We start from the raw sequence: 21,884 nt of genomic DNA, 5'->3' as shown, positions 1-21,884 counted from the left end.
TGAAACCACCCAATTGGAAAATGCGGCGTTTAAACACTTTTTAATCCTGCGAACGCATGGCGTGTACCATCTGCATCATCATCTGCGCCATTTGAATCCCGTTTGAGAATTGACTTACCCGATGCGGTATCGTCTTTTCATAAAAATTCATCATGTCAAGCTGAAAGGAATTGAGATCGTCCGGTTTTCTCGCAAGTCTGCGGTACCAGACGGGACGCTGCCGTATAAACCGTTTCCGTTCCTCATCTGCGGATATGAATTCCTGAACCTCTTTTCGCATACACGATCCCCTTCTTTAATCCTTTCTGAATGAAAAAGGATGTTGTCCGGAGCCTTGCCGGGGCTGCTTCGTGCTGCTCCCCGAAAATTGGCTTAAAAGGCTTTGCAATGATGAAATGGACTGGCTCATTTTATTGATCTGCTCATTCATTTGGTTGATATCCATCTTTTTGACGGCAGTGACCATTTTTGAAACGAAATCGTTCTTTTCAGCTGGTTCCTGTTTGGTTTCCGCGTCGGAAGAAGGCTGAACGGCCTCGTCTTTAAAAGGATCCCACATCGAATCATCCTCGCCCAGGAGCACCCAGTTTTCATAGACTTCCTGCCAGCTTCTTTGTTCCTTGCGAACATTTTGGATCAGTTTGGGATGCTTTTTTACGAATTGTTTAAAATCATCGATTGATTGCCGTGATTGCTGATTCGCCACAATTCTCACCCCCTCCGAAAAGTTTTGCCTGCTATAATGTATCGGTTCATGCGCCTTAATGTTCGCCTAAATTGCGAAAAAAAGCAGGTATATTTTTTTCAGCAGGAGCGCCGCTCGCGAAAAAACATAAAAAAACCGCGGGGGACGCGCCCCTCTGCGGTTTTTTACTGCCAAGGCTTAATGAAGTTTTGCGTATAATACTTCCGGTCCACGCCGACACCGAGGTGCGTATAATCCGGGCTTAACAGCGCCTTCCTGTGGCCTTCGCTGTTCAGCCAGCCCTCCACGGCTGCAGGACCGTCCACATAGTTGTAGGCAATATTTTCACCGGCCTCCCGGTATTTCACATCGCCTTTTTCCAAGCGGTCCTTCAGAGTCCCGTATTTCTTTGAGACGTGAGAGAAATACTTGTTATCCTTCATGTCCTTGCTGTGGCCGAATGCCACTTTCGCGGCGCCTTCGTCCCATTTCAGCCTTGCCAGTCCGTGTTTCACGCGGATGACATTTGTAATGTCGAGAATCTGCTGTTCACTCGCTCGTTCAATGTCGTTCCATTTTTTATCAGAAACAGGCTCGGGTTCTGTCAGCTTTCCTCTGTACATGACTTCATACGGCCTTTGTTTCACAAGTGTTTCCGCATCAAATGCCCTGATGCTTGACAGATTCCCGTCAAATTTGTCCATGTACAGCTGAACATACATTCCGCCTATCTTGACGGTGGGACGGGTATTGATATCTTCTTCAGAAAACTCGAACCGATACGTGTTTCCCTTGTCAGTCACATTGACAAAAGGAGAAACCTGCGTCGTTTTAAAAACTTCGCCCGTCGATTCGCCGATCTTAAACGGTTTTGCGTTGATGCCGCTTCCCGAAGCGTATAAAGTCACGGCTTTATCATTCAAAATACCGACTTGTACGTATTGGTCTTTCCCCTGGTTGTACACCCACCACTCGTAATCGTAGGCAGAAGGATCTTTCCGGGACGGTTCCCCAAGTTTCTTTTTCACATCGGCGGCAGATTTCCCCATGAGAGAAAGCAGTCCGGATGACGGCATTTTTAGCCGTTTTCCGCTCTCTTCTTCATTGGAAACCTGAGGCTCCTCCTGATCCGTCTTTTTCTGAGGAGCCGATCCATATTGTATAAACAGAACATACGCTCCGTAAATAAGCAAAAGGATAACGAGAGCCCTTGCGATATTTTTCAACCTCTCACCCCCATATGTTCAAACCGTTCTGTTTTTGTTTACTCTTATACAGTACAGCCTATTTGCATCGTCCGTGATTTATGTTTAATGGATAAACCCCTCCGGACCGCCGTCTTCAGAAATGTCAGACAGCACTCGGCCTGCTTGCTCATTTGATTGCTCGGCCAACGAAAGATCGCCGAGCGTAACAATGCCGACCAGTTTTTTATCCTTTGTGACGGGAATTCTTCTGAGCTGATGTTCAGCCATCAAATGTAGCACCTCCTCCACAGAGGCGTCTTCTTCTGCACTGATAACCCGCTCTGTCATTGCGTCGGTTATTTTTTGAGAGTTCGGCTTTTTTGAAGCAATTCCCCGTAATACGAGATCTCTGTCTGTCACGATCCCGACAAGTGTGGCGCCGTCTTCATCCACTATCGGAATGGCGCCGACATCTGCGTCTTTCATCTTCACCGCAGCTTCATATACATTATCTAATACTGTACAATATTGCAAGTCTGACGTCATGAGCTTATTGATCTTTGTCATTGCGGAATTCCTCCTTTTTTCTGCTACTATTGTCGTCAAATTTTTCTTTTTGCATACTTTCACCGTATGAATCATTGAAAGTGTAACGCTTTCATACTATGATTGTCAGGAAAGGGCATTTTTAAAAGGAGGGGGAAGGTTTGAAGTTTGAAAACAGCGGTCTTGAAGGGGTAACAGCGGAGCTCAGCCGCTTGAATGATCTGATGGAAGGTAAAGGGCTCATTCTGGCTGGACAATGGGATTATGAAAGAGTGACTTACGACAAAAAGTTTTCAGTACCTGAGGGGACATTTTATCTGCGGATTCAAGGAACGGCAAAAGAGGGCGATGTCGGCGGCAGCCGGGCCGTGATTCAGCTGAAGGCCCCTCTTTTAGGAAAGCATTATTATCCGCACGGCGTAGAATACGGCAGCGCTGAAGAATTTCCGGAACAAGTCGTCGCTGAAAGCAAAGCTTTACTGCTTGAATTGGAAGAGTCATTAAAAACAGTGCAAATGTAATAAAAAAGTACAGCATATTCTGCTGTACTTTTTTTCATGAGACGGTATGCTCGATATACGGCGGCTCTGACAGCGTATCTTTTTCCCGTTCCGTTCTGACCCACTGAAAAAAGATGACAGCCAAATATGTTCCGTAGACCACCTCTTGAATGATTTTCATCAGCACTGCCCCAAGCTGCTGATCTTCCAAAGGAGGCAGCGTGTTAAACATCTCCGGCCCGGATAAAGGGATCTCCTCCAGCAAATCTAAAGGAACGCAAAGCTTCATTGCTTCGGCCCAAGCCGCCGGATCTGTATACGTGGCATACATGGGCGCCCCGCTGAACATAATGAGCGCGCAGGCCGGCGTTAACAAAATCCCGTCTCCCATAATATACCCCAGCTTCATTAAACCGCTGAGACGGGGCAGACCGTCCACCTTATGCACAAGCGGCCACCACATAAAAAAAGCCGTTACAAAGATGAGTCCGTTCATCAGCGTGTGATACAGCGAATCCGTTTTGACGAAATCAAATATAAACGGGATGTGATACAGTGAAAAAATACCGTTAAACAGCACTAATGCGATAAGCGGCATTGAAAAGAACAAAAACAGCGGCTTTACGACAGGACGGAAGATCAGTTTCTTCCATGCCCAGCCGGGAATTCCGGAAATCAACAGCGGCGGTACGACTAAAAACAGAACCGCCATCTGCGCCATATGGGCGCTGAACATCACATGGCCCAATAAATCAACCGGACTTCCCGCAGCCGCGTAAAAAAATAGCGCGGAAAGCACAAACAGCACCTTCTCCTTAGCGGACACACGTCCTTTATGCCGGCTGCACCAGTAAAAGTAAACACCTGTTATCACGGCAGTTATACAAAACAGATACGGGCTCCACATTGCGCGAAACCCGAACATTTCCAAATTAATCAAATCTCTCACTCCCCGCCGTCCCGATTACCACCAAATAATCGTGACAAATGCAAGCACGGTGATAAACGCGACAAATATTCCCGAATACAGAAATAATGACGGCGCTTCATGCCCCTTCTGGCTCATATGCATAAAGTAAAACAGCTGAAAGATGACCTGGATGACCGCAAGCAGGATCAGAAACGGCATCGTAAACCATCCGGCAATGCCGTCAGCAGCCACCGTCAAAAACGCGACAAGCGTAAGGCCGATCATCAAACCGAAGGATATGACCTGATATTTCATCTCCTCGGCATTTTTCTTTTTTCGATATTCGAGATCCGTACTGACAGTCCCTCTGTTTTTGTTATCGTCCATCGTTATCCCACCATCCCCATCAAATATACAACGGTAAAGATAAAGACCCACACGACATCGATAAAATGCCAATATAAGCTGGCCACATAATATTTCGGCGCATTATAAAGGCTGAGCCCTCTTTTTGCATTCCGGATCATAAGCGCGCTGATCCACAACAGCCCAAACGCCACGTGTGCTCCGTGTGTGCCGACGAGCGTGTAAAACGCTGAGCCGAGCGCAGAGCTTGTAATGGTAAAGCCGAATTCGTGAGTGTAATGCATAAATTCATAGATTTCTACCCCTAAAAATCCTGCTCCCAATAAAACGGTAACCAAAAGCCACACCTGCATTTTTTTAAAGGAGAAATTTTTCATATGATACATCGCATACACACTCGTTAAGCTGCTCGTTAAAAGAAGCATCGTCGCGATAAATACGATCGGCAGCTCAAACATCTCAGCCGTTGACGGCCCTCCGGCTTTAGATTCCCGTAAAGCAAGGAATGTCGCAAATAGCGAGGCGAACAGAACCGTTTCCCCGCCGAGAAACAGCCAAAATCCCAAAAACTTATTTTTCCCCTCCAGCGTTGCTTTTTCAGGAGAAGCCGGAAAGGTTTCAGCCGTCATTTTTTCCTGCAGCTGCATTACGCCTTCACCCCTTTATCATCATTCGGCAGATCTTCTTTGTGAATATGATAGCCGTAATCATCGACCACAGAGCGAAGCAGCATGGTAAAGAATGTGATGCCGAGCCCTATGAAGATAACCGGAAGCCCCCATGAATAATCGGAGTGGTATAAAAACCCGAACGCTGCGACAAACAGCCCGAAAGATATGATAAACGGCATGATGGAGCCGTTCGGCATATGAATGTCCTCTACAGGCTCTGCAGGCGCCATCCCTTCATTTCCGGCCTGCTTTTCAATCCACAGCGGGTCAAGTCCCCGGACAAACGGAAGCTGTTTAAAATTATATTCCGGCGGCGGCGAAGAGACCGCCCATTCAAGCGTACGACCGTCCAGCCACGGGTCGTTCCCGACGTATTTCCCCTTTATTGAGGTATAAATAATATTGACGACGAGTAAAGCAGCCGCGCCCGCCATGAAAAACGCGCCGATTGAACTGATCAGGTTGCCGGTATCAAGCCCCTGGCCGGGCAGATATGTGTAAACGCGCCGCGGCATTCCCATCAAACCGAGGAAATGCTGAATGAAGAAGGTAAGATGAAACCCGATAAAAAATAAGACGAACGAAATTTTCCCCATCGTTTCATGAAGCACCTTCCCGAACATTTTCGGCCACCAGAAATGCACCCCCGCCAGGATGCCGAACACAACGCCGCCGATAATGACATAGTGGAAATGCGCTACGACAAAATACGTATCGTGGAACTGATAATCTGCCGCTGCGGCCGCCAGCATGACACCCGTGACTCCTCCGAGTACGAAAGAAGGAATAAAGGCGACGGCATACAGCATAGGCGTCGTGAATTTGACATTTCCTCCCCAGATGGTCAAAAGCCAGTTGAAAATTTTAATGCCCGTAGGCACCGCGATCGCCATCGTCGCAACCGCAAATATCGCATTAGCGATCGGTCCGAGTCCCGTCGTAAACATGTGGTGAACCCAAACCATGAACCCGAGAAAGCCGATCAGCACGATCGCAAAGACCATAGACGAATAACCAAACAGACGTTTCCTCGCAAATACGGGAATAATTTCTGAAAAAATCCCAAAGGCGGGAAGAATTAAAATGTATACTTCCGGATGCCCGAAAATCCAAAACAGATGCTCCCAGATTATCGTATTGCCGCCCAATTCAGGATTAAAGAAATTCGTTCCGAACAAACGATCCAGCATCATCAGTGCCAAACCGACGGTGAGCGGAGGAAATGCGAATAAAATGAGTGCCGACGCCACAAATGTCGTCCACGTAAACAGCGGCAGTCTCATATACGTCAAACCCGGCGCCCTCATATTAATAATCGTGGCGAGAAAATTGATCCCCGCAATCAGCGTACCTAAGCCTGATATTTGCAGGCCGAGCACGAAAAAGTCTATGCCGTGCCCTTTCGAATTCAGCGCAAGCGACGCGTACGACGTCCAGCCTGCATCAGGAGCGCCCCCTAAAAACCAGCTCAGATTCAAAAAGATGCCTCCGAAGAAAAACAGCCAAAATCCGAGCGCATTCAAAAATGGGAACGATACGTCACGCGCCCCGATCTGAAGCGGCACAACCGCGTTCATCAGCCCGAATAACAGCGGCATCGCCGCCAGGAAGATCATTGTCGTGCCGTGCATCGTCATAATTTCATTAAACTGCTGCGCACCCACAAAATCGTTCCCCGGCCTCAAGAGCTGAATCCTGATAAGCATGGCCTCAAGTCCGCCGACGACGAAGAAAAATCCCCCGGCGATCATATATAAAATCGCGATTTTCTTATGGTCAACCGTCGTCAAATAATCCCAAAGCAAAGAGCTTTTTCTTCGCTGCCCTGTAAGCGTATTCATCATTTGCGACCTCCCCCCTGATATCTCCCTGTCCTCACTTGTTCTCCGCTTTCAGCCCTTTTAAATATTCATACAGCGCATCCGTTTCAGCGTCCGAGAGCTTCGGATAAGTGCCTGTCATTTTATTGCCCGGTTTAATGCTGTCCGGATTTTTCAGCCAGGCTTTTATATTCTCTTTATTCGCATCCTTAATGCCGGCCACTTTGACCCGTTCACCGAAGGTAGCGAGGTTCGGAGCCGTTCTTGCCGCTTCAGCCCGTTTATCATTGGGCTCAACCGCATGACAGCTCAGGCAGTTTTTTTCCTTAAACAGCTCTTCTCCTTGCGCGGCTAAACCGGAATCTGTTGTATACTTATAATTTTTCATCGCTTTCGTCCATTGTTTAAATTCTTTTGACGGCAGCGGTTTCACTTTGAAATCCATCAGCGCATGTGAAGGTCCGCACAGCTCTGCGCATTTCCCGAAGAAATATTCTCCCGCTTCTTTGCTGCGTTTAGAATCGAAGGTCAGAAAGAAAGTATTGTCATTATCCGTATTCGTATCGATTTTCCCCCCGGCTGACGGAATCCAGAAAGAGTGTTTCACATCTGAGGACTTCAGCTTGAAATAGACGCGTTCATCTGTGGGAACGATCAGCTCCTGACTTGTCACAAACCCGTAATCAGGATACTCGAATTCCCACCAGTATAAATTCGCCCTTACATTAATCACGAGCGCATCCTCTGCTTTACGGTTTTTCTTATCCATCGGCGACGTATCCGCCAGTGCCAATGTGTCGATGACAACCGGAATGACAAGAATAATCAGAAGCAGGATCGGAATAACGGTCCAGGTGATTTCTAAAAAACGGTTCCCCTCCACCTGTTTCGGTATCGTGTCTTCCCCTACACGCGACCGTCTGAATCTCACAATGACGTAAAAGAAAATAACTGCTACGACCGCAACGACGACAACCATGATAAGTGTGCTGAGCACCGTCAGATCATATTGTTTATCAGCCACTTCGCCGGCAGGCTTGAGTGTGGACAGAAACGGTTTTCCACAGCCGCTCAATAAAAGCGGCACTAAGGCTAATAATGATAAAAGACGCCAACGCTTTAACATTTCACCCAACCCCTTTTTTGAATCAGTACGAGATGCACAAGCAGTAAAACTGCTTCCAGCCGAAATACTTCATTTCCTCATTTCTTAAAATATGAGATTTTTTACTTAAAATTCCATCTATGTATAAAAGCAAAGCCGCCTGATTAAACAAAAGGTCAAGGCGGCGTTTACTAGTTGTCATTGTTTGTTTTGGCGATCAAACAAGCTCATTATTCAATTAAAACAGCGTGAAGACCACCATCGCTACAAAATAAATGGTCATGTAATTAAGCGAATAGACAAACATAAGAGTTGCCCACTTCATGATGTTTTTCATGCGGAATCCCATCAGTCCGAGAACAAGCCATCCGACATTCAGCAAAGTGCCGAGAATGACGATCGGAAGACCGAGACTGCCGAGGAAAAACGGAAGCGGCAGCAGGCATGCGACCCAGACGATAATCTGTCTTTTCGTCACTTCAAAGCCGTGCACTACCGGAAGCATCGGAATATTCGCTGCTCTGTAATCTTCCGTCTTTTTAATCGCAAGCGCTAAAAAGTGCGGAATCTGCCAGATGAATAAAATCATGAATAAAACCCACGCGACAACACCGATGTGCCCTTCAACCGCTGTCCAGCCGATTAACGGCGGCACGGCGCCTGATACACTTCCGACAACCGTATTAATCGTATAACGGCGTTTCGTCCACATTGTATAAAGAACAACGTACGTAAACACGCCGATAAAACCGATGACTGCTGCCATCACGGTGGTCATCAAAAGCATGATAAGTCCTAAAGCAATGAGTAAAATTCCTGACCACAGCGCTTGATTCGGCTGAATCTTTCCGGTTACCGTCGGTCTTACTTTCGTGCGTTCCATTAAATGATCAATATCACGGTCGTAATAGTTGTTAACCGCACAAGAACCGGCGATGATCAAAGAAGATCCTATTAATGTAAGAAGCACGGTGTTTAAATTGCCTAAAAAACTCAGACCGGATATATGTAACGCAAGCCACATGCCGGTAAAAGTCGTAATTAAATTCGAATTGACGATTCCTATTTTAATAAGCGAAAGGAAATCCTTCCATGCCGTCGTCTCTTCAATCTGTCCGTCTATAGCTGTATCGTTTAAAATTCTGGAATTAGCCATAACGTAAACCTCCCTTACAAACCTAAAGCAGGTTTTTTAAGACCTGCAACTCTATCATACAAGATAATGACCTGTAAAAAAACATCCTCTTAAATATTAAACGAGAAACAGGAATTTATTTGTGAACTTTTTATGAATTTTACCAAATCCGCCGGTTTCATAATAAAGCGGTTACTTTATTTCTATCAGACCCATCTGGAATAATCAACCCCATTATCTAAGAAGTCCTGATTCTATTATATTTTTGTGAACAAACAGAATTGAGAATTGCCACGAAACACATATTCGCTTACACTTGGTACGTATATCATTTTGTCCAGTTTGTTAAGAAGGTGAATGTAAAATGAATAAAGCTTTGAAAGCGCTCGGCGTACTTACGACATTCGTTATGCTCGTCGTGCTGATCGGCGGCGCTCTTGTCACAAAGACAGGATCGGGTCTCGGATGCGGAAGGCAGTGGCCGCTTTGCCACGGCCGGTTTTTCCCGGAGCTTAACGCCGCTTCTATCATTGAATGGAGCCACAGACTCGCAAGCGGTGTCTCAATCGTTCTCGTGCTGAGTCTCGCTTTTTGGGCATGGAGAAAAGTCACGCCTGTTTTCCGTGAAACAACCTTTCTCGCCATTATGTCCATTATCTTTTTGTTTTTACAGGCGCTTCTCGGCGCATTAGCGGTTGTTTTCGGATCAAATGCGCTCGTTATGGCGCTTCATTTCGGCATATCGCTGATTTCTTTCGCTTCTGTTCTGATTTTGACGCTGCTCATATTTGAAGCTGATAAATCAGACAAAAAGCTCGTCAAGCCGCTCAGAATCGGCAGGAAAATGCAGTTTCATATGATCGGCCTTTCGATTTACACGTATATCGTCGTTTATACGGGAGCTTATGTGCGCCATACGAAATCAAGCCTTGCCTGCCCTGACGTTCCGCTTTGCAGCAGGCTGAACCACGGGCTTCCGTCTCATTTTCAGGAATGGGTGCAGATGGGCCACAGAACGGCAGCGCTGCTTCTGTTCGTATGGATTCTTGTCGCTTTTGCACATGCGGTGCGCTCCTACAAAGACCAAAAACAGATTCTTGGGGGCTGGATAGCGGCTCTTGCCTTTGTTGTATTACAGGCGCTCTCCGGAATCATGGTTGTTTATTCAGAAATGGCCACCGGCTTTGCACTTGCCCATTCGCTCTTTATTGCCGGCCTGTTCGGCGTCTTATGCTATTTCTTATTATTAATCGCCCGCTTCCGCTATGAATCAAAACAGCGGAACATCTGAGGCACATGAAAAGGCCGAAGCATTAGAGCTTCGGCCTTTTTACATATAAAAAACCTGATCGCACACGGGGGCGGATCAGGTTTTTTATGTTCATTTTTTACGCTTTTTCAATTTCGATCAGTAAATCGCCTGTCTGAATCGGTTCACCGTTTTTCACATGAATCTGCTGTATCGTCCCGGAGAACGGCGCCTGTACCGTCGTCTCCATTTTCATCGCTTCATTAATCATCAGATGATCGCCTTTATTCACCTTTGCCCCGGTTTCCGTTAACAATTTAATGACGGTTCCCGGCATGGATGCCGCAATGTGGCTTGGGTTTGTCCGATCTGCTTTTAATTTTTCCTGTACGGACGATTTAATGCTTTCATCTTTAATGACCACCTCACGCGGCTGGCCGTTCAATTCGAAATAAACGACACGTGTCGCATCCGGCTGCGGTTCACCGATAGATACAAGCTTCACGATCAGCGTTTTTCCGCGCTCGATTTCCACTTCGATTTCTTCACCGAGTGTCATGCCATAGAAGAAAGTCGGTGTGTCTAATACGGAAATATCACCGAAGCGTTCAGCCGTTTTAACATATTCAGTAAACACCTTCGGATAAAGAGCATACGCGATTGCGTCCTGATCACTCAATTCCATCTGATGTGTTTCTTTCCATTCTTCTTTAATGCCTTCAAAAGATACCGGTTCAAGCAGCTCACCCGGTCTTACCGTGATCGGCGTCTGTCCTTTCAGAACGAGCTTTTGCAGTTTTTCCGGAAATCCGCCGTGCGGCTGGCCGATCTGCCCTTTAAAGAGCTCAACGACTGAATCCGGAAAATCAAGCGTTTCGCCTTTATCATAAACATCTTGTTCTGTTAAATTGTTTTGCACCATGTAAAGCGCCATATCTCCGACGACTTTGGAAGAAGGTGTTACTTTCACGACGTCGCCGAACATGCGGTTGACGACGCTGTACATGTCTTTCACCTCATTCCAGCGATCACCGAGGCCGACTCCTTTTGCCTGCTGCTGCAGATTACTGTACTGGCCGCCCGGCATTTCATGATTATAAATCTCAGTATGCGGAGACTTCATCCCGCTTTCAAATTCACTGTAATACTGACGGACGGATTCCCAGTATTGCGACAGTCTTTCCACCTGCCGGACATCCATTTCAGGACGGCGGCTGTTTCCTTCAAGGGCATGATAAAATCCGCTTGCGCTCGGAAGTGAAGTCAGACCCGCCATTGAGCTGACGGCGACATCCACGATGTCCACACCCGCTTCAACAGCTTTGGCATAGAGAAAGACGCCATTGCCGCTCGTATCATGCGTGTGAAGATGAACGGGAATATCAATCGTTTCCTTCAGCGCTGAGACAAGTTCATATGCGGCTTGAGGTTTCAAAAGACCGGCCATGTCTTTAATACCGAGAATGTGCGCACCAGACGCCTCAAGCTCTTTCGCCATAGAAAGATAATATTTCAAATCATATTTCGTCCGGGTCTTATCAAGAATATCTCCCGTATAACAAATCGCGGCCTCCGCCACTTTTCCGGTTTCACGGACGGCATCGATGGCCAGCGTCATCCCTTTTACCCAGTTCAGGCTGTCAAAGATCCGGAATACGTCAATACCTGACTCCGCTGACTGCCGGACAAATTTTTGGATGACATTGTCCGGATAGTTTGTATAACCGACGGCATTTGATGAACGAAGCAGCATCTGGAACAATGTGTTCGGCACTTCCTTGCGAAGATCTTCAAGGCGTTTCCAAGGGTCTTCTTTTAAGAAACGGTACGCTACATCAAATGTCGCGCCTCCCCACATTTCAAGGCTGAACAGTTCAGGCCACAGGGCAGCCGTAGGATTGGCGATTTTTTTCAAATCATTGGATCTGATCCGGGTTGCAAGCAGAGACTGATGGGCATCCCTGAACGTTGTATCGGTCAGGAGCACGGATTTTTGCTCTTTCACCCAGTCAGCAAGCCCCTTAGCGCCTCTTTCGTCAAGGATCTGTTTCGTACCGCTTGCCGGCTTTTCTTCGATACCTAACGTAACGGTCTGAGGCTTATCAAATGCAGGTTTTTCTTTTTTCCCGATTCCCGGAAAACCGTTCACCGTGACATTGCCGATATAGGAAAGCATTTTTGTTCCGCGGTCCTTCTGTTTTGGGAAAACAAACAGCTCAGGCGTTGTGTCGATAAACGATGTGTCATATTGGCCCGTCAGGAATTTTTCATGCTTTGCCACGTTTTCAAGAAACGGAATATTGGTCTTAATGCCTCTGATCCTGAATTCCTGCAGGTTGCGGACCATTTTTGCTGATGCCTGTTCAAACGTCAGCGCCCATGTCGACAGCTTGACGAGCAGTGAATCATAGTAAGGCGTGATGACGGCGCCCTGGAAGCTGTTTCCCGTATCAAGGCGGACGCCGAAGCCGCCGCCTGAGCGGTAAGCCATAATTTTACCCGTGTCAGGCATAAAGTCATTCAGCGGATCTTCAGTGGTCACACGTGATTGTATCGCATACCCGTTTGTAAAAATGTCTTTCTGCTCAGGGATATTGACGGCACGGCTGTGCAGTCCGTGGCCCTGCGCGACGAGGATTTGCGTCTGAACGATATCAACCCCCGTTATCATTTCCGTAATCGTATGCTCCACTTGCACGCGTGGGTTTACTTCAATAAAGTAAAATTCACCGCCCGCTACGAGAAATTCCACGGTCCCCGCGTTGATATAGCCGACATTTTTCGCAAGCGCCACAGCCGCTTCACAGATTTCGTCCCTTAATTCAGGCTGCAAAGATACACTCGGCGCCACCTCAATGACCTTTTGATGGCGTCTCTGAACGGAACAGTCCCGCTCATACAGATGGACGACATTGCCTTCTTTATCTCCGATCACCTGAACTTCAATATGCTTAGGATTTTCGATCAGTTTTTCAACATACACTTCATCGTTTCCGAATGCGGCTTTCGCTTCTGATTTGGCCCGCTCAAACGATTCTTTCAATTCGCTTTCGCTTCGGACGATTCTCATTCCGCGGCCTCCGCCTCCGAGCGATGCTTTAATAATAAACGGAAATCCGTGGACTTTTGCGAATTGTTCGACATCTTTTAATGTTTCAGCCGGTCCGTCACTCCCCGGAATAACGGGGATACCGGCTTTTTCTGCCTGCTCCCTCGCCTTTACCTTATCTCCGAACATATCCAAATGCGCTGACGTCGGTCCGATAAATACGATGCCCTCTTCTTCACAGCGTCTCGCAAATTGGATATTTTCAGAGAGAAATCCGTAGCCCGGATGAATGGCATCAACGCCGTTTCTTTTTGCGATCTCAATAATCCCTTCAATATCAAGATACGCGTCAATCGGTTTTTTGCCTTCCCCCACAAGATAAGCTTCATCCGCTTTATAGCGATGATAGGAGCCCGAATCTTCTTTTGAATAAACGGCTACCGTTCTGATGTTCAATTCTGTGCACGCCCGGAAAATCCGGATCGCAATTTCTCCCCTGTTTGCTACTAACACTTTTTGGATGGATTGTTGTGACAAACTTTTCTCCCCCTTGGCCTAATAAATATGTAGTTTATAATAAAGGAATATCCGTCCTGTGTATACACTTGTTTTTTAGAGATACACAGATTTTTCCGTCTGCCGTCTTTTTACCCCCTTAGACGGAACGGGCTCCCTCTTTTTCTTCTTTTCTGAGTATTTGACATGCATGCTGACATTCACCAATATACCGGCGCTCATTAATAACAACAACATTGATGAGCCCCCGTAGCTGATAAACGGCAGCGGAACACCTGTAATCGGAATTAAACCGCTGACACCGCCGAGATTGATAAAGGTCTGAATCGCAATCATGCTGGATATCCCGATTGCTAAAAGGCTCCCGAACGGATCTTCACATTTTCTCGCAATATAAAAACCTTTTAACACGACAAAAGCCAGCAGTACAATGACAAACAGGACGCCGAAAATGCCGAGCTCCTCTGAAATAACCGCCATAATAAAGTCTGTATGCGATTCAGGCAGATAACCGTATTTTTGAATGCCTTCTCCAAGACCGAGACCGAAAAAACCGCCGGAGCCGATCGCATAATACGAATTTATAATCTGCAGGCCTGATGTGCTGGCGTATTTAAATGGATTTTCAAGGCTTTCAAACCGGCTCATACGCCCGGGTGTCAAAATATCGTCCCATTTCAGATAGATGATCGGGCTGACAAGGAGCAATACGATTCCCGCCATGAGAACCAGCCTGAGCAGGGTCCTTCCGCTGAATCCCGAACACATAATGACGCAAAACGCGATCAGACCGATAATCATCGCCGTTCCGAAGTCGGGCTGAATGGCGATAAGCGCACAAATAACTACGGTGACGATCACCGGCGGAGCAACCCCCGTCAAAAGCTGATCGATGTAGCTTTGTTTCTTTGCGTATACCGCGGCAAGGTACAGTATCAGGGTCAGCTTGACAAATTCCCCCGGCTGAATGGCCATTCCGCCGATTTTAAACCAGCTTTGCGCGTTTCCGGCAACATGTCCGAAAACAAACAGCGCGCAAAGCGCAGCCACTGACGCAAGCAGTATGAATTTCTGAATCTTTTGATGGGCGAACACTTTGTACGGAAAAACGGCCGCGATGATAAACAGCACAAACCCCGCGATGACGGCGAACAGCTGCCGTTTAAAGAAATAGTCGCTGCTCACGCCGTAACGCATAACGGCGGTAATCATGCTTGAGCTGTATACCATTACCAATCCGAAACAGCACAGCAGAATGATAGCGCATATCAATGAATAATCGTAAGATTTTAACATTCTTTTAAACATAACATCCTCTTTCCTGCTTAAAGCTTACGTTTAATACCTATAGCGTATTATATTTTACTATAATTCATAAACAATTTACGCAGTTTCTTTATAGTTTTTCGGATGAAATGCAGATTAAGAGACCGTCTTACGAAAAGAAGATGCAAAAAAACGGTTTACGGTTATAAAAAAACCCAAACCGTTGAATAGTTTGAGTTTGATCATTTATTTTCCTGTAAACGCGTCATGCAAAGCAGACAGTTCTCTTTCAAGTCTGTCCAGCAGCTCTTTGCCGTCGTTTTCGTCAACTAATCCCAGGCGGACAGCAAAATCGATTTCCCTCGACAGTCCGAACATCTGAGTATCCAAGACCTCTTCATACAGAGGACATTGAGGCATCGTTAAGTTATCCATTTGTACTCGGATCAGCTTCAAAATCTTCTCAGCATCTAACTTCAACAGCTCGAATGCTTTCTGCTGATGGTCAACTATAATCTCTGAAGCCAAAAGTATCCCTCCGTTCCCCAGGCGAGTACCTAATTCTTCTATTTATCATAAAGGGTATCAGGTGAAATTGCAAGAGGATTTAAGCAGATGTTATGATAAAAAATGTTTCAAAAAATACTCAGCCTGTATTTCTCAGACATGATTTCCAAAAGCTTCACACCCGCGATGCTGTTGCCTTTTTCATCAAGCGCCGGGCCGAATATACCGATTCCGAAGTTGTACGGCGAAATGCCCATGATTCCTCCCGAAACGCCGCTTTTAGCGGGAATGCCGACCTTGATTGCGAATTCCCCGCTCGCATTGTACATGCCGCATGTCACCATAAACGTCTTGCAGATTCTCGCCACATCTTTTTTAATGACCTGCTCCCCGGTTTCCGGATGCTTGCCGTCAAGGGCGAATACACAGCCGATTTTGGCTAAATCCAGACTGCTCATCTTAATCGCGCACTGTTTTGTATACAAATCCATGACCTCTTCTACATCGCCTTTAAAAATGTCATACTGCTTCATGTAATAACACATGGCCCGATTAATCATGGAAGATTTGAATTCCGATTCCGCGACATGGCTGCAATATGTAATTTCCTGATTGTTCGCAAGTCTTCTGATGAATCTGAGCAGGTAATCCAGGCGGTCTTTCGGCGAATGCCCTTTAATTAAACCCGTAACGATGAGAGCTCCCGCATTAATCATCGGATTTAAAGGCTTGCCCGGATTCACTGTTTCAAGCTTAATCATGGAATTAAACGGGTCGCCGGTCGGCTCCTGACCCACGCAGCTGAACACCTTTTCCTTTCCGTAATCCATCAGTACGAGCGCCAGAGAAAGCACTTTCGAAATGCTCTGCAGCGTAAATGTCCGATCGGCGTCTCCTGCCGTCAGACATGTATTTTCCGCATGATAAATCGTGACCGAAAGGCTGTCTTGTTCAGATTCAGCCAGAGCCGGAATATAGTCTGCCACTTTGCCTTCTTCGGTTCTTTTTTTCGCTTCCTGAACTAATGCGTCCAGCTCTTGGTAATGCCGGCATACCATGTCGATCATCCTCACTTCGCTGCCGTTGTATACATCTAATTTGCGACGCAAAGTGACAATTCATGCGAAAACTTTTATACTTTAAATAAAGGGGGGCTTCACCATGAGCGTTATTCAAGTAAAAGGCAATGTTACATACCCGATTACAATTGATCCGAGTGTCTGGATTTTCGATGACCGCAAGTTTCCGTTTGAAAAAAATCAGCCCGTTCATCCGGACGGCTCTGCAGAAACCCAGGAGCATACGCTTGATCCGGAACGGGTGATCAGAGAAGGGCGCATTTCGCCGCCGACTTTAAAAAGCGAAAAACGTTATGAAAAAGAAAGACTGATGAACGGCAGCTTCGCCATGAAGCTCGGCGCTGTTTTAGCAAATGCCGAGCCGAAAGAAAGCGCTGTCCTGTGCGCATTTATTTCAAAATCAGAAAGAACCGAAGTGCAGCTCGAAAAGGCGATGGACGCAATCGCGCATTTCAGCGATGCGGGGAAACCCCTTCAAGACGGCGGCCCGGTCCATTTTTACGTGGACGGAGACTTTGAAAAACCGATAACGGGCGTCACAGAAATCGAAGTTTTATAACAAATCGGCGGCAAGCTGTGCAAGGCCGGATCTCTCACCTTTCACAAGCTTCACGCTGCCGGAGACGGTTTGTTCTTTAAACCGTTCTACAACATAAGCAAGTCCGTTGTTTAAACTGTCTAAGTATGGGTGATCTATTTGCTCCGGATCGCCCATCAGGACAATTTTGCTGCCCTCTCCCACCCGAGTCAAAAGCGTTTTGACCTCGTGCCTCGTCAAATTCTGAGCCTCATCAATAATAATAAACTGATCCGGAATGCTTCTTCCCCGAATGTATGTCAGCGCCTCCACCTGAATCGATCCGATTCCTGCCAAAATCGCTTCAAGTTCACCCGGCTTTTTCGCATTGAATAAAAATTCAAGATTATCAAAGATCGGCTGCATCCACGGCTTGAGCTTTTCCTCTTTTTCGCCCGGCAAATATCCGATATCCTTTCCCACCGGGACGATGGGACGCGCGACGATCAGCTTTTTATAAATACCGAGATCCTCCGTCTGCAGAAGCCCTGCCGCGAGAGCAAGCAAGGTTTTTCCCGTTCCCGCTTTTCCGATCAGGGTGACAAGCGGGATATCTTCCCTCAGCAGGAGTTCAAGCGCCATTGTCTGCTGGACGTTCTTCGGCCTGATGCCCCATACGTGCTCATCATCGAAAACGAGTCTTTTTACAGTCTCGCCTTTCTTATCTGTCATGCCGACCGCAGACGAAGATCCTCCTAATTCATCTTTCATCAGCACAAATTGATTCGGATAAACCTGATGCTGCTGAAGCTCCTTGACTGAAATTTGTTTGTTTTTATAAAACGAAGCAAACCGCTCTTTATTCATAAATATATCTTTGTACCCGCTATATATTTCATCATGGTCAACGACTCTGTCGTTTAAAAAGTCCTCCGCCAAAAGCCCGATGGCATCCGCCTTTACCCTGACAAGCACATCTTTGCTGACCAGGATGACGAGGCGGCCGTTTTCTTTCGTTTCCTCCTCAAGGCTTAAATTTTTTGCCACCGCCAAAATGCGGTTATCATTCGTTTTTTCGATAAAAATTTCTTGGAGCTGGTGAAATGACCGGTGGTTCAGTTCAATTCTGAGCGTTCCTCCGCTTTCAAGCGGAACTTTCTCGTGCAGCCTTCCTTTCTCCCTGAGCCCGTCTATCAGCTTAGATACGTGCCTCGCATTTCTCCCGACCTCGTCCATATACCGCTTTTTTGAATCGACCTCTTCCAGCACGACGGCGGGGATGACAACTTCGTTTTCTTCAAAGGAAAAAATGGCGTTAGGATCCTGCAAAAGTACATTCGTATCTAACACATAAATTTTACTCAAGTCTCAGCCTCCTGAAATAAGGATCAAAGCCCATCGTGTGCTTCTCTTTCCGCGAATAACGGGGATGCCTGCTAAAATATATGATTTGGTGCATAAAGATAGAAGGTTAATTCAACAATAAAATAAATGAAAGCATTCAAGGAGGAAATCTGACGTGCGAATTCTTTTCATTATCATACAAGCCTTGTTTATCCTGACCGGCTGCACTGCTGTACAGGACGGCCGCGGCCGCAATATTCAGAACGAATCAGCCGATCAGCGCGATGCAAAACCGATCCATGTGAAAAATACGGCTCCTGAGACAGCTGAAAATCCCGGCCGGACAGACATCGCTAAGCATCTCGTCGAGGTAACCGAAAAAATCCCCGGCATTTCAGATGCCACCGCGGTTGTACTCGGAAGGTACTCCGTTGTCGGTATCGATGTGGATGACAATTTAGAAAGAAGCAAAGTGGAGAGCATTAAATACACGGTTGCCCAGGCGTTAAAAAACGATCCTTACGGCGCCAATGCCGTTGTCGTGGCTGATCCTGATACGGTTTCCCGTCTGAGAGGCATGGGCAGCGACATTAAGGCCGGCCGCCCCGTTTCAGGCATTTTGGACGAACTTGCCGCCATCGTCGGTCGTGTCATGCCGGAAGTCCCGAATGATGTGACCGACAATGAAAAAGAATCACCGACTCAATCGAATGATGATCAGCTGAACCAAAGAGACCAGAACAAGCTGCAGAACGAACAGAACGATCAATCGGATCATCATATGAAAAACCGCCGGTAAAAAGCAGCGCCCGCTCCAAAGGAAGGGCGCTGCTTTCTTTCCCTTTGGCAGGAGGGGCATCCATGATATAATGCTTGTCATAGTGAAAGAGGTGAAAAATCAATGAGAGTAAAATGTTCCATTTGCGACAAAATCGAACAAATTGATGATGAAACACTGACAGCCAAACGCCTCCGCAATCGTCCGATTCATACATATATGTGCCGGGAATGCCATGACCGAATCAAAGTCAAAACGGAGGCACGGCTGAATACCGGACATTTTTCCTTTCATCCCGGACAAAAAGCGAAAAAAGATAAACTGAAAAAATAAACCGAATAAAAAAATGACCCGCCGGAAGGCATGGTCATTTTTTTATTGCGGTTTAGCTGACTGGCTTTTTTTGGACTGGTGCAGACGGATTTTGTAAACGATCAAAATCAAAGCGGCGACAACAAGCCCTTCTCCGACCGGCAGAAACACACCGAAAAAAGTCAGTACGGTGCAGCCGAGCACGAGAAAGAGATAAACTGCCGCAGCCTTCAACACCGGCAGCCGTTTGGCAAAGCCGAGTTTAAATACAATCACTGAAAGCACGACGATCGTTCCGTATAACAGCCACATTCCCGTCAGCGGATGCTCATCCACTTGGTAAAGAGCCGCAAAGAACGACAGCCGTTCACTTACTTCATTCAAAAGGATCCCCCTCCCCTTTTCCGTTCGGGTTCTACCTCTTCAAATTCTGCAAGTGATTAAGACATTCCTGCTGTTTTTTTCTTTTTCGCCGCTTTTTCACGTTCGTTTTTATTCAGGATTTTCTTTCTTAAACGGATGGATTCCGGCGTTACTTCACAGTATTCATCTTCGTTTAAGTACTCGAGTGATTCTTCAAGCGACATAATGCGCGCTTTTTTAATCGTAGTCGTTTGATCCTTCGTAGCGGAACGGACGTTTGTCTGCTGTTTCATTTTGCTGACATTGACGACAAGGTCATTGTCACGGTTATGTTCGCCGACAATCATGCCTTCATATACTTCTGTTCCAGGCTCAACGAAGATGACGCCGCGGTCTTCAATACCTTGAATTCCGTAAGATGTCGCTTTTCCGTTTTCCATGGAAACGAGCACACCCTGACGTCGGCCTCCGACTTGGCCTTTTTGCATCGGCTGATAGCTGTCAAACGTGTGGTTCAGGATACCGAACCCGCGTGTCAGTGACAGAAACTCAGTAGAATAGCCGATGAGTCCGCGTGAAGGTACGGTAAAGATCAGGCGGACCTGGCCGTTTCCGTTATTAATCATATCAAGCATTTCGCCTTTTCTCGCACCCATTGATTCCATAACAGAACCGGTATGCTCTTCAGGCACGTCAATCTGTACGCGCTCAACAGGCTCGCAGCTTACGCCGTCGATTTCCTTAATGATAACTTCAGGTTTAGACACTTGAAGCTCATAGCCTTCACGGCGCATGTTTTCAATTAAAATGGACAGGTGAAGCTCACCGCGTCCTGAAACAACCCATGCGTCAGGTGATGCAGTCGGTTCGACACGAAGACTGACGTCTGTTTGAAGCTGCGCGTTCAGACGCTCTTCAATTTTGCGGGCTGTGACATATTTGCCTTCACGGCCTGCAAACGGGCTGTTGTTTACGACAAATGTCATTTGGAGCGTAGGCTCATCAATGCGCAGAACCGGCAGCGGCTCATGGTGGTCAGCCGGACAAACCGTTTCACCGACGTTGATGTCTTCCATGCCCGAAACGGCAACGAGGTCTCCCGCTCTCGCTTCTTCAATTTCCACGCGTTTCAATCCTTGGAAACCGAAGATTTTCGTTACGCGGAATGATTTTACCGTTCCGTCAAGTTTCATCAATGAAACCTGCTGACCCACTTTCATCGTGCCGCGGAAAACGCGTCCGATACCGATACGGCCGACATAATCATTGTAATCAAGCAGCGCCACTTGGAATTGAAGAGGCTCTTCGGCGTTATCTACCGGGGCAGGGACATGTTCAAGAATCGTTTCATACAGTGATTCCATATTTTCGTCCTGCTTTTTCGGATCCAGACTTGCCGTTCCGTTAATCGCAGAAGCGTAGACGACAGGGAACTCAAGCTGTTGTTCGTTTGCGTCAAGCTCGATGAACAAATCAAGCACTTCATCAATGACTTCTTCCGGGCGGGCGAAATCACGGTCGATTTTGTTTACGACGACAACCGGATTTAAGTTCTGCTCAAGGGCTTTTTTCAGTACGAAACGGGTTTGCGGCATGCAGCCTTCATATGCGTCAACGACTAACAGAACGCCGTCAACCATTTTCATAATCCGTTCTACCTCTCCGCCGAAGTCGGCGTGTCCCGGAGTGTCCAAAATATTAATGCGTGTATCTTTATAGTTAATCGCAGTATTTTTCGCAAGAATTGTAATACCGCGTTCACGTTCAAGATCGTTTGAATCCATTGCGCGTTCGGCAATATTTTCGTTGGCACGGAATGTTCCGGCTTGGTGAAGCAATTGGTCTACCAAAGTCGTTTTCCCATGGTCAACGTGGGCAATAATCGCGATGTTGCGAAGATCGTTTCGAAGTTTCACATTTTCATCTCCTAAAAAAATTAGATAACTTTCATATTATACCACACATCCTCTTTAAAAGCG

Annotated in this window: 22 protein-coding genes; 5 read left to right on the top strand and 17 right to left on the bottom strand. The window is 46.8% G+C overall.

The genetic code is table 11. The annotated features are described in order from the left end of the window. Positions 1-40: 40 nt before the first annotated feature. The 4 genes from NYE42_RS07610 to NYE42_RS07595 all read right to left on the bottom strand — a co-directional run bounded on the left by NYE42_RS07610 (position 41) and on the right by NYE42_RS07595 (position 2,439). A complete protein-coding gene (locus tag NYE42_RS07610) occupies positions 41-280 on the bottom strand; it encodes a YlbE-like family protein (protein WP_003154475.1) in 240 nt (79 codons plus the stop codon). A gap of 15 nt (positions 281-295) precedes the next feature. Next, complete coding sequence (locus NYE42_RS07605) at positions 296-706, bottom strand: YlbD family protein (protein ID WP_014304959.1); 411 nt, start codon at positions 704-706, stop codon at positions 296-298. A gap of 164 nt (positions 707-870) precedes the next feature. Continuing rightward, on the bottom strand, positions 871-1,911 hold the full coding sequence (locus NYE42_RS07600) for a CAP domain-containing protein (protein WP_015388277.1): 1,041 nt from the start codon (positions 1,909-1,911) through the stop codon (positions 871-873). A gap of 84 nt (positions 1,912-1,995) precedes the next feature. Beyond that, positions 1,996-2,439, bottom strand: coding sequence for a CBS domain-containing protein (locus NYE42_RS07595; RefSeq protein ID WP_017417724.1), 444 nt, complete (start codon positions 2,437-2,439; stop codon positions 1,996-1,998). 140 nt (positions 2,440-2,579) lie between these two features. On the opposite strand from NYE42_RS07595, the gene NYE42_RS07590 reads away from it, so the two are divergent. Further along, positions 2,580-2,939: a YugN family protein gene (locus tag NYE42_RS07590; protein ID WP_060675442.1), complete on the top strand. Its 360-nt coding sequence runs from the start codon at positions 2,580-2,582 to the stop codon at positions 2,937-2,939. A 34-nt stretch (positions 2,940-2,973) separates the two neighbouring features. On the opposite strand, the gene ctaG is transcribed toward NYE42_RS07590, so the two are convergent. From ctaG to cyoE, 6 genes are all read right to left on the bottom strand, one after another. After that, a complete protein-coding gene (gene ctaG, locus NYE42_RS07585; RefSeq protein ID WP_352426873.1) occupies positions 2,974-3,858 on the bottom strand; it encodes a cytochrome c oxidase assembly factor CtaG in 885 nt (294 codons plus the stop codon). Between the two features lie 24 nt (positions 3,859-3,882). Beyond that, positions 3,883-4,215 (bottom strand): cytochrome c oxidase subunit IVB, encoded by a 333-nt coding sequence (ctaF, locus tag NYE42_RS07580; protein ID WP_007409686.1) that lies wholly within the window; start codon positions 4,213-4,215, stop codon positions 3,883-3,885. 2 nt (positions 4,216-4,217) lie between these two features. Continuing rightward, positions 4,218-4,841: a cytochrome c oxidase subunit III gene (gene ctaE / locus NYE42_RS07575; RefSeq protein ID WP_003154482.1), complete on the bottom strand. Its 624-nt coding sequence runs from the start codon at positions 4,839-4,841 to the stop codon at positions 4,218-4,220. Continuing rightward, positions 4,841-6,709 carry a cytochrome c oxidase subunit I gene (ctaD, locus tag NYE42_RS07570; protein WP_352426872.1) on the bottom strand — a complete coding sequence of 623 codons (1,869 nt, stop codon included), beginning with the start codon at positions 6,707-6,709 and terminating at the stop codon, positions 4,841-4,843. The genes ctaE and ctaD overlap by 1 nt, the downstream gene beginning before the upstream one ends. 31 nt (positions 6,710-6,740) lie before the next feature. Next, the gene (gene coxB / locus NYE42_RS07565) at positions 6,741-7,811 is read right to left on the bottom strand and encodes a cytochrome c oxidase subunit II (protein ID WP_352426871.1); all 1,071 of its coding nucleotides are present in this window, start codon (positions 7,809-7,811) and stop codon (positions 6,741-6,743) included. A gap of 217 nt (positions 7,812-8,028) precedes the next feature. Beyond that, positions 8,029-8,946, bottom strand: a complete 918-nt coding sequence (cyoE, locus tag NYE42_RS07560) for a heme o synthase (RefSeq protein WP_003154486.1) — start codon at positions 8,944-8,946, stop codon at positions 8,029-8,031. Between the two features lie 343 nt (positions 8,947-9,289). Here cyoE and ctaA point away from each other — a divergent pair, with 343 nt between their 5' ends. Further along, complete coding sequence (gene ctaA, locus NYE42_RS07555; RefSeq protein ID WP_007611205.1) at positions 9,290-10,216, top strand: heme A synthase CtaA; 927 nt, start codon at positions 9,290-9,292, stop codon at positions 10,214-10,216. Between the two features lie 97 nt (positions 10,217-10,313). On the opposite strand, the gene pyc is transcribed toward ctaA, so the two are convergent. The 4 genes from pyc to glsA form a co-directional block, all read right to left on the bottom strand. Continuing rightward, complete coding sequence (gene pyc, locus NYE42_RS07550) at positions 10,314-13,760, bottom strand: pyruvate carboxylase (RefSeq protein ID WP_352426870.1); 3,447 nt, start codon at positions 13,758-13,760, stop codon at positions 10,314-10,316. A gap of 75 nt (positions 13,761-13,835) precedes the next feature. Beyond that, positions 13,836-15,047: an FtsW/RodA/SpoVE family cell cycle protein gene (locus NYE42_RS07545; RefSeq protein WP_015239798.1), complete on the bottom strand. Its 1,212-nt coding sequence runs from the start codon at positions 15,045-15,047 to the stop codon at positions 13,836-13,838. A 204-nt stretch (positions 15,048-15,251) separates the two neighbouring features. After that, positions 15,252-15,533 carry a YlaN family protein gene (locus tag NYE42_RS07540; protein ID WP_003154494.1) on the bottom strand — a complete coding sequence of 94 codons (282 nt, stop codon included), beginning with the start codon at positions 15,531-15,533 and terminating at the stop codon, positions 15,252-15,254. A 107-nt stretch (positions 15,534-15,640) separates the two neighbouring features. Continuing rightward, complete coding sequence (gene glsA / locus NYE42_RS07535) at positions 15,641-16,570, bottom strand: glutaminase A (protein ID WP_352427008.1); 930 nt, start codon at positions 16,568-16,570, stop codon at positions 15,641-15,643. 103 nt (positions 16,571-16,673) lie between these two features. Between glsA and NYE42_RS07530 the strand changes: the two genes are divergently transcribed. Then, positions 16,674-17,150 (top strand): peptidyl-prolyl cis-trans isomerase, encoded by a 477-nt coding sequence (locus NYE42_RS07530; RefSeq protein ID WP_352426869.1) that lies wholly within the window; start codon positions 16,674-16,676, stop codon positions 17,148-17,150. Here NYE42_RS07530 and NYE42_RS07525 read toward each other — a convergent pair. Continuing rightward, the gene (locus NYE42_RS07525; protein WP_007409679.1) at positions 17,145-18,473 is read right to left on the bottom strand and encodes a PhoH family protein; all 1,329 of its coding nucleotides are present in this window, start codon (positions 18,471-18,473) and stop codon (positions 17,145-17,147) included. The two genes, NYE42_RS07530 and NYE42_RS07525, sit on opposite strands and share 6 nt — an antisense overlap. A 154-nt stretch (positions 18,474-18,627) precedes the next feature. Between NYE42_RS07525 and NYE42_RS07520 the strand changes: the two genes are divergently transcribed. Then, positions 18,628-19,251 (top strand): YhcN/YlaJ family sporulation lipoprotein, encoded by a 624-nt coding sequence (locus tag NYE42_RS07520; RefSeq protein ID WP_012117484.1) that lies wholly within the window; start codon positions 18,628-18,630, stop codon positions 19,249-19,251. 102 nt (positions 19,252-19,353) lie between these two features. After that, complete coding sequence (locus NYE42_RS07515; RefSeq protein ID WP_007409677.1) at positions 19,354-19,563, top strand: YlaI family protein; 210 nt, start codon at positions 19,354-19,356, stop codon at positions 19,561-19,563. A gap of 42 nt (positions 19,564-19,605) precedes the next feature. Here NYE42_RS07515 and NYE42_RS07510 read toward each other — a convergent pair whose 3' ends face one another. Both NYE42_RS07510 and typA read right to left on the bottom strand, forming a co-directional pair. Next, complete coding sequence (locus NYE42_RS07510) at positions 19,606-19,926, bottom strand: YlaH-like family protein (protein WP_007611192.1); 321 nt, start codon at positions 19,924-19,926, stop codon at positions 19,606-19,608. A gap of 56 nt (positions 19,927-19,982) precedes the next feature. Beyond that, positions 19,983-21,821, bottom strand: a complete 1,839-nt coding sequence (gene typA, locus NYE42_RS07505; protein WP_007409675.1) for a translational GTPase TypA — start codon at positions 21,819-21,821, stop codon at positions 19,983-19,985. Between the last annotated feature and the right edge of the window lie 63 nt (positions 21,822-21,884).

It is taken from the genome of Bacillus sp. FSL K6-2865, assembly GCF_040311405.1.
GTDB lineage: Bacteria > Bacillota > Bacilli > Bacillales > Bacillaceae > Bacillus > Bacillus velezensis.
Note: the sequence above shows the minus strand (reverse complement) of the source record. Positions and strands in the feature narration are given on the sequence as shown.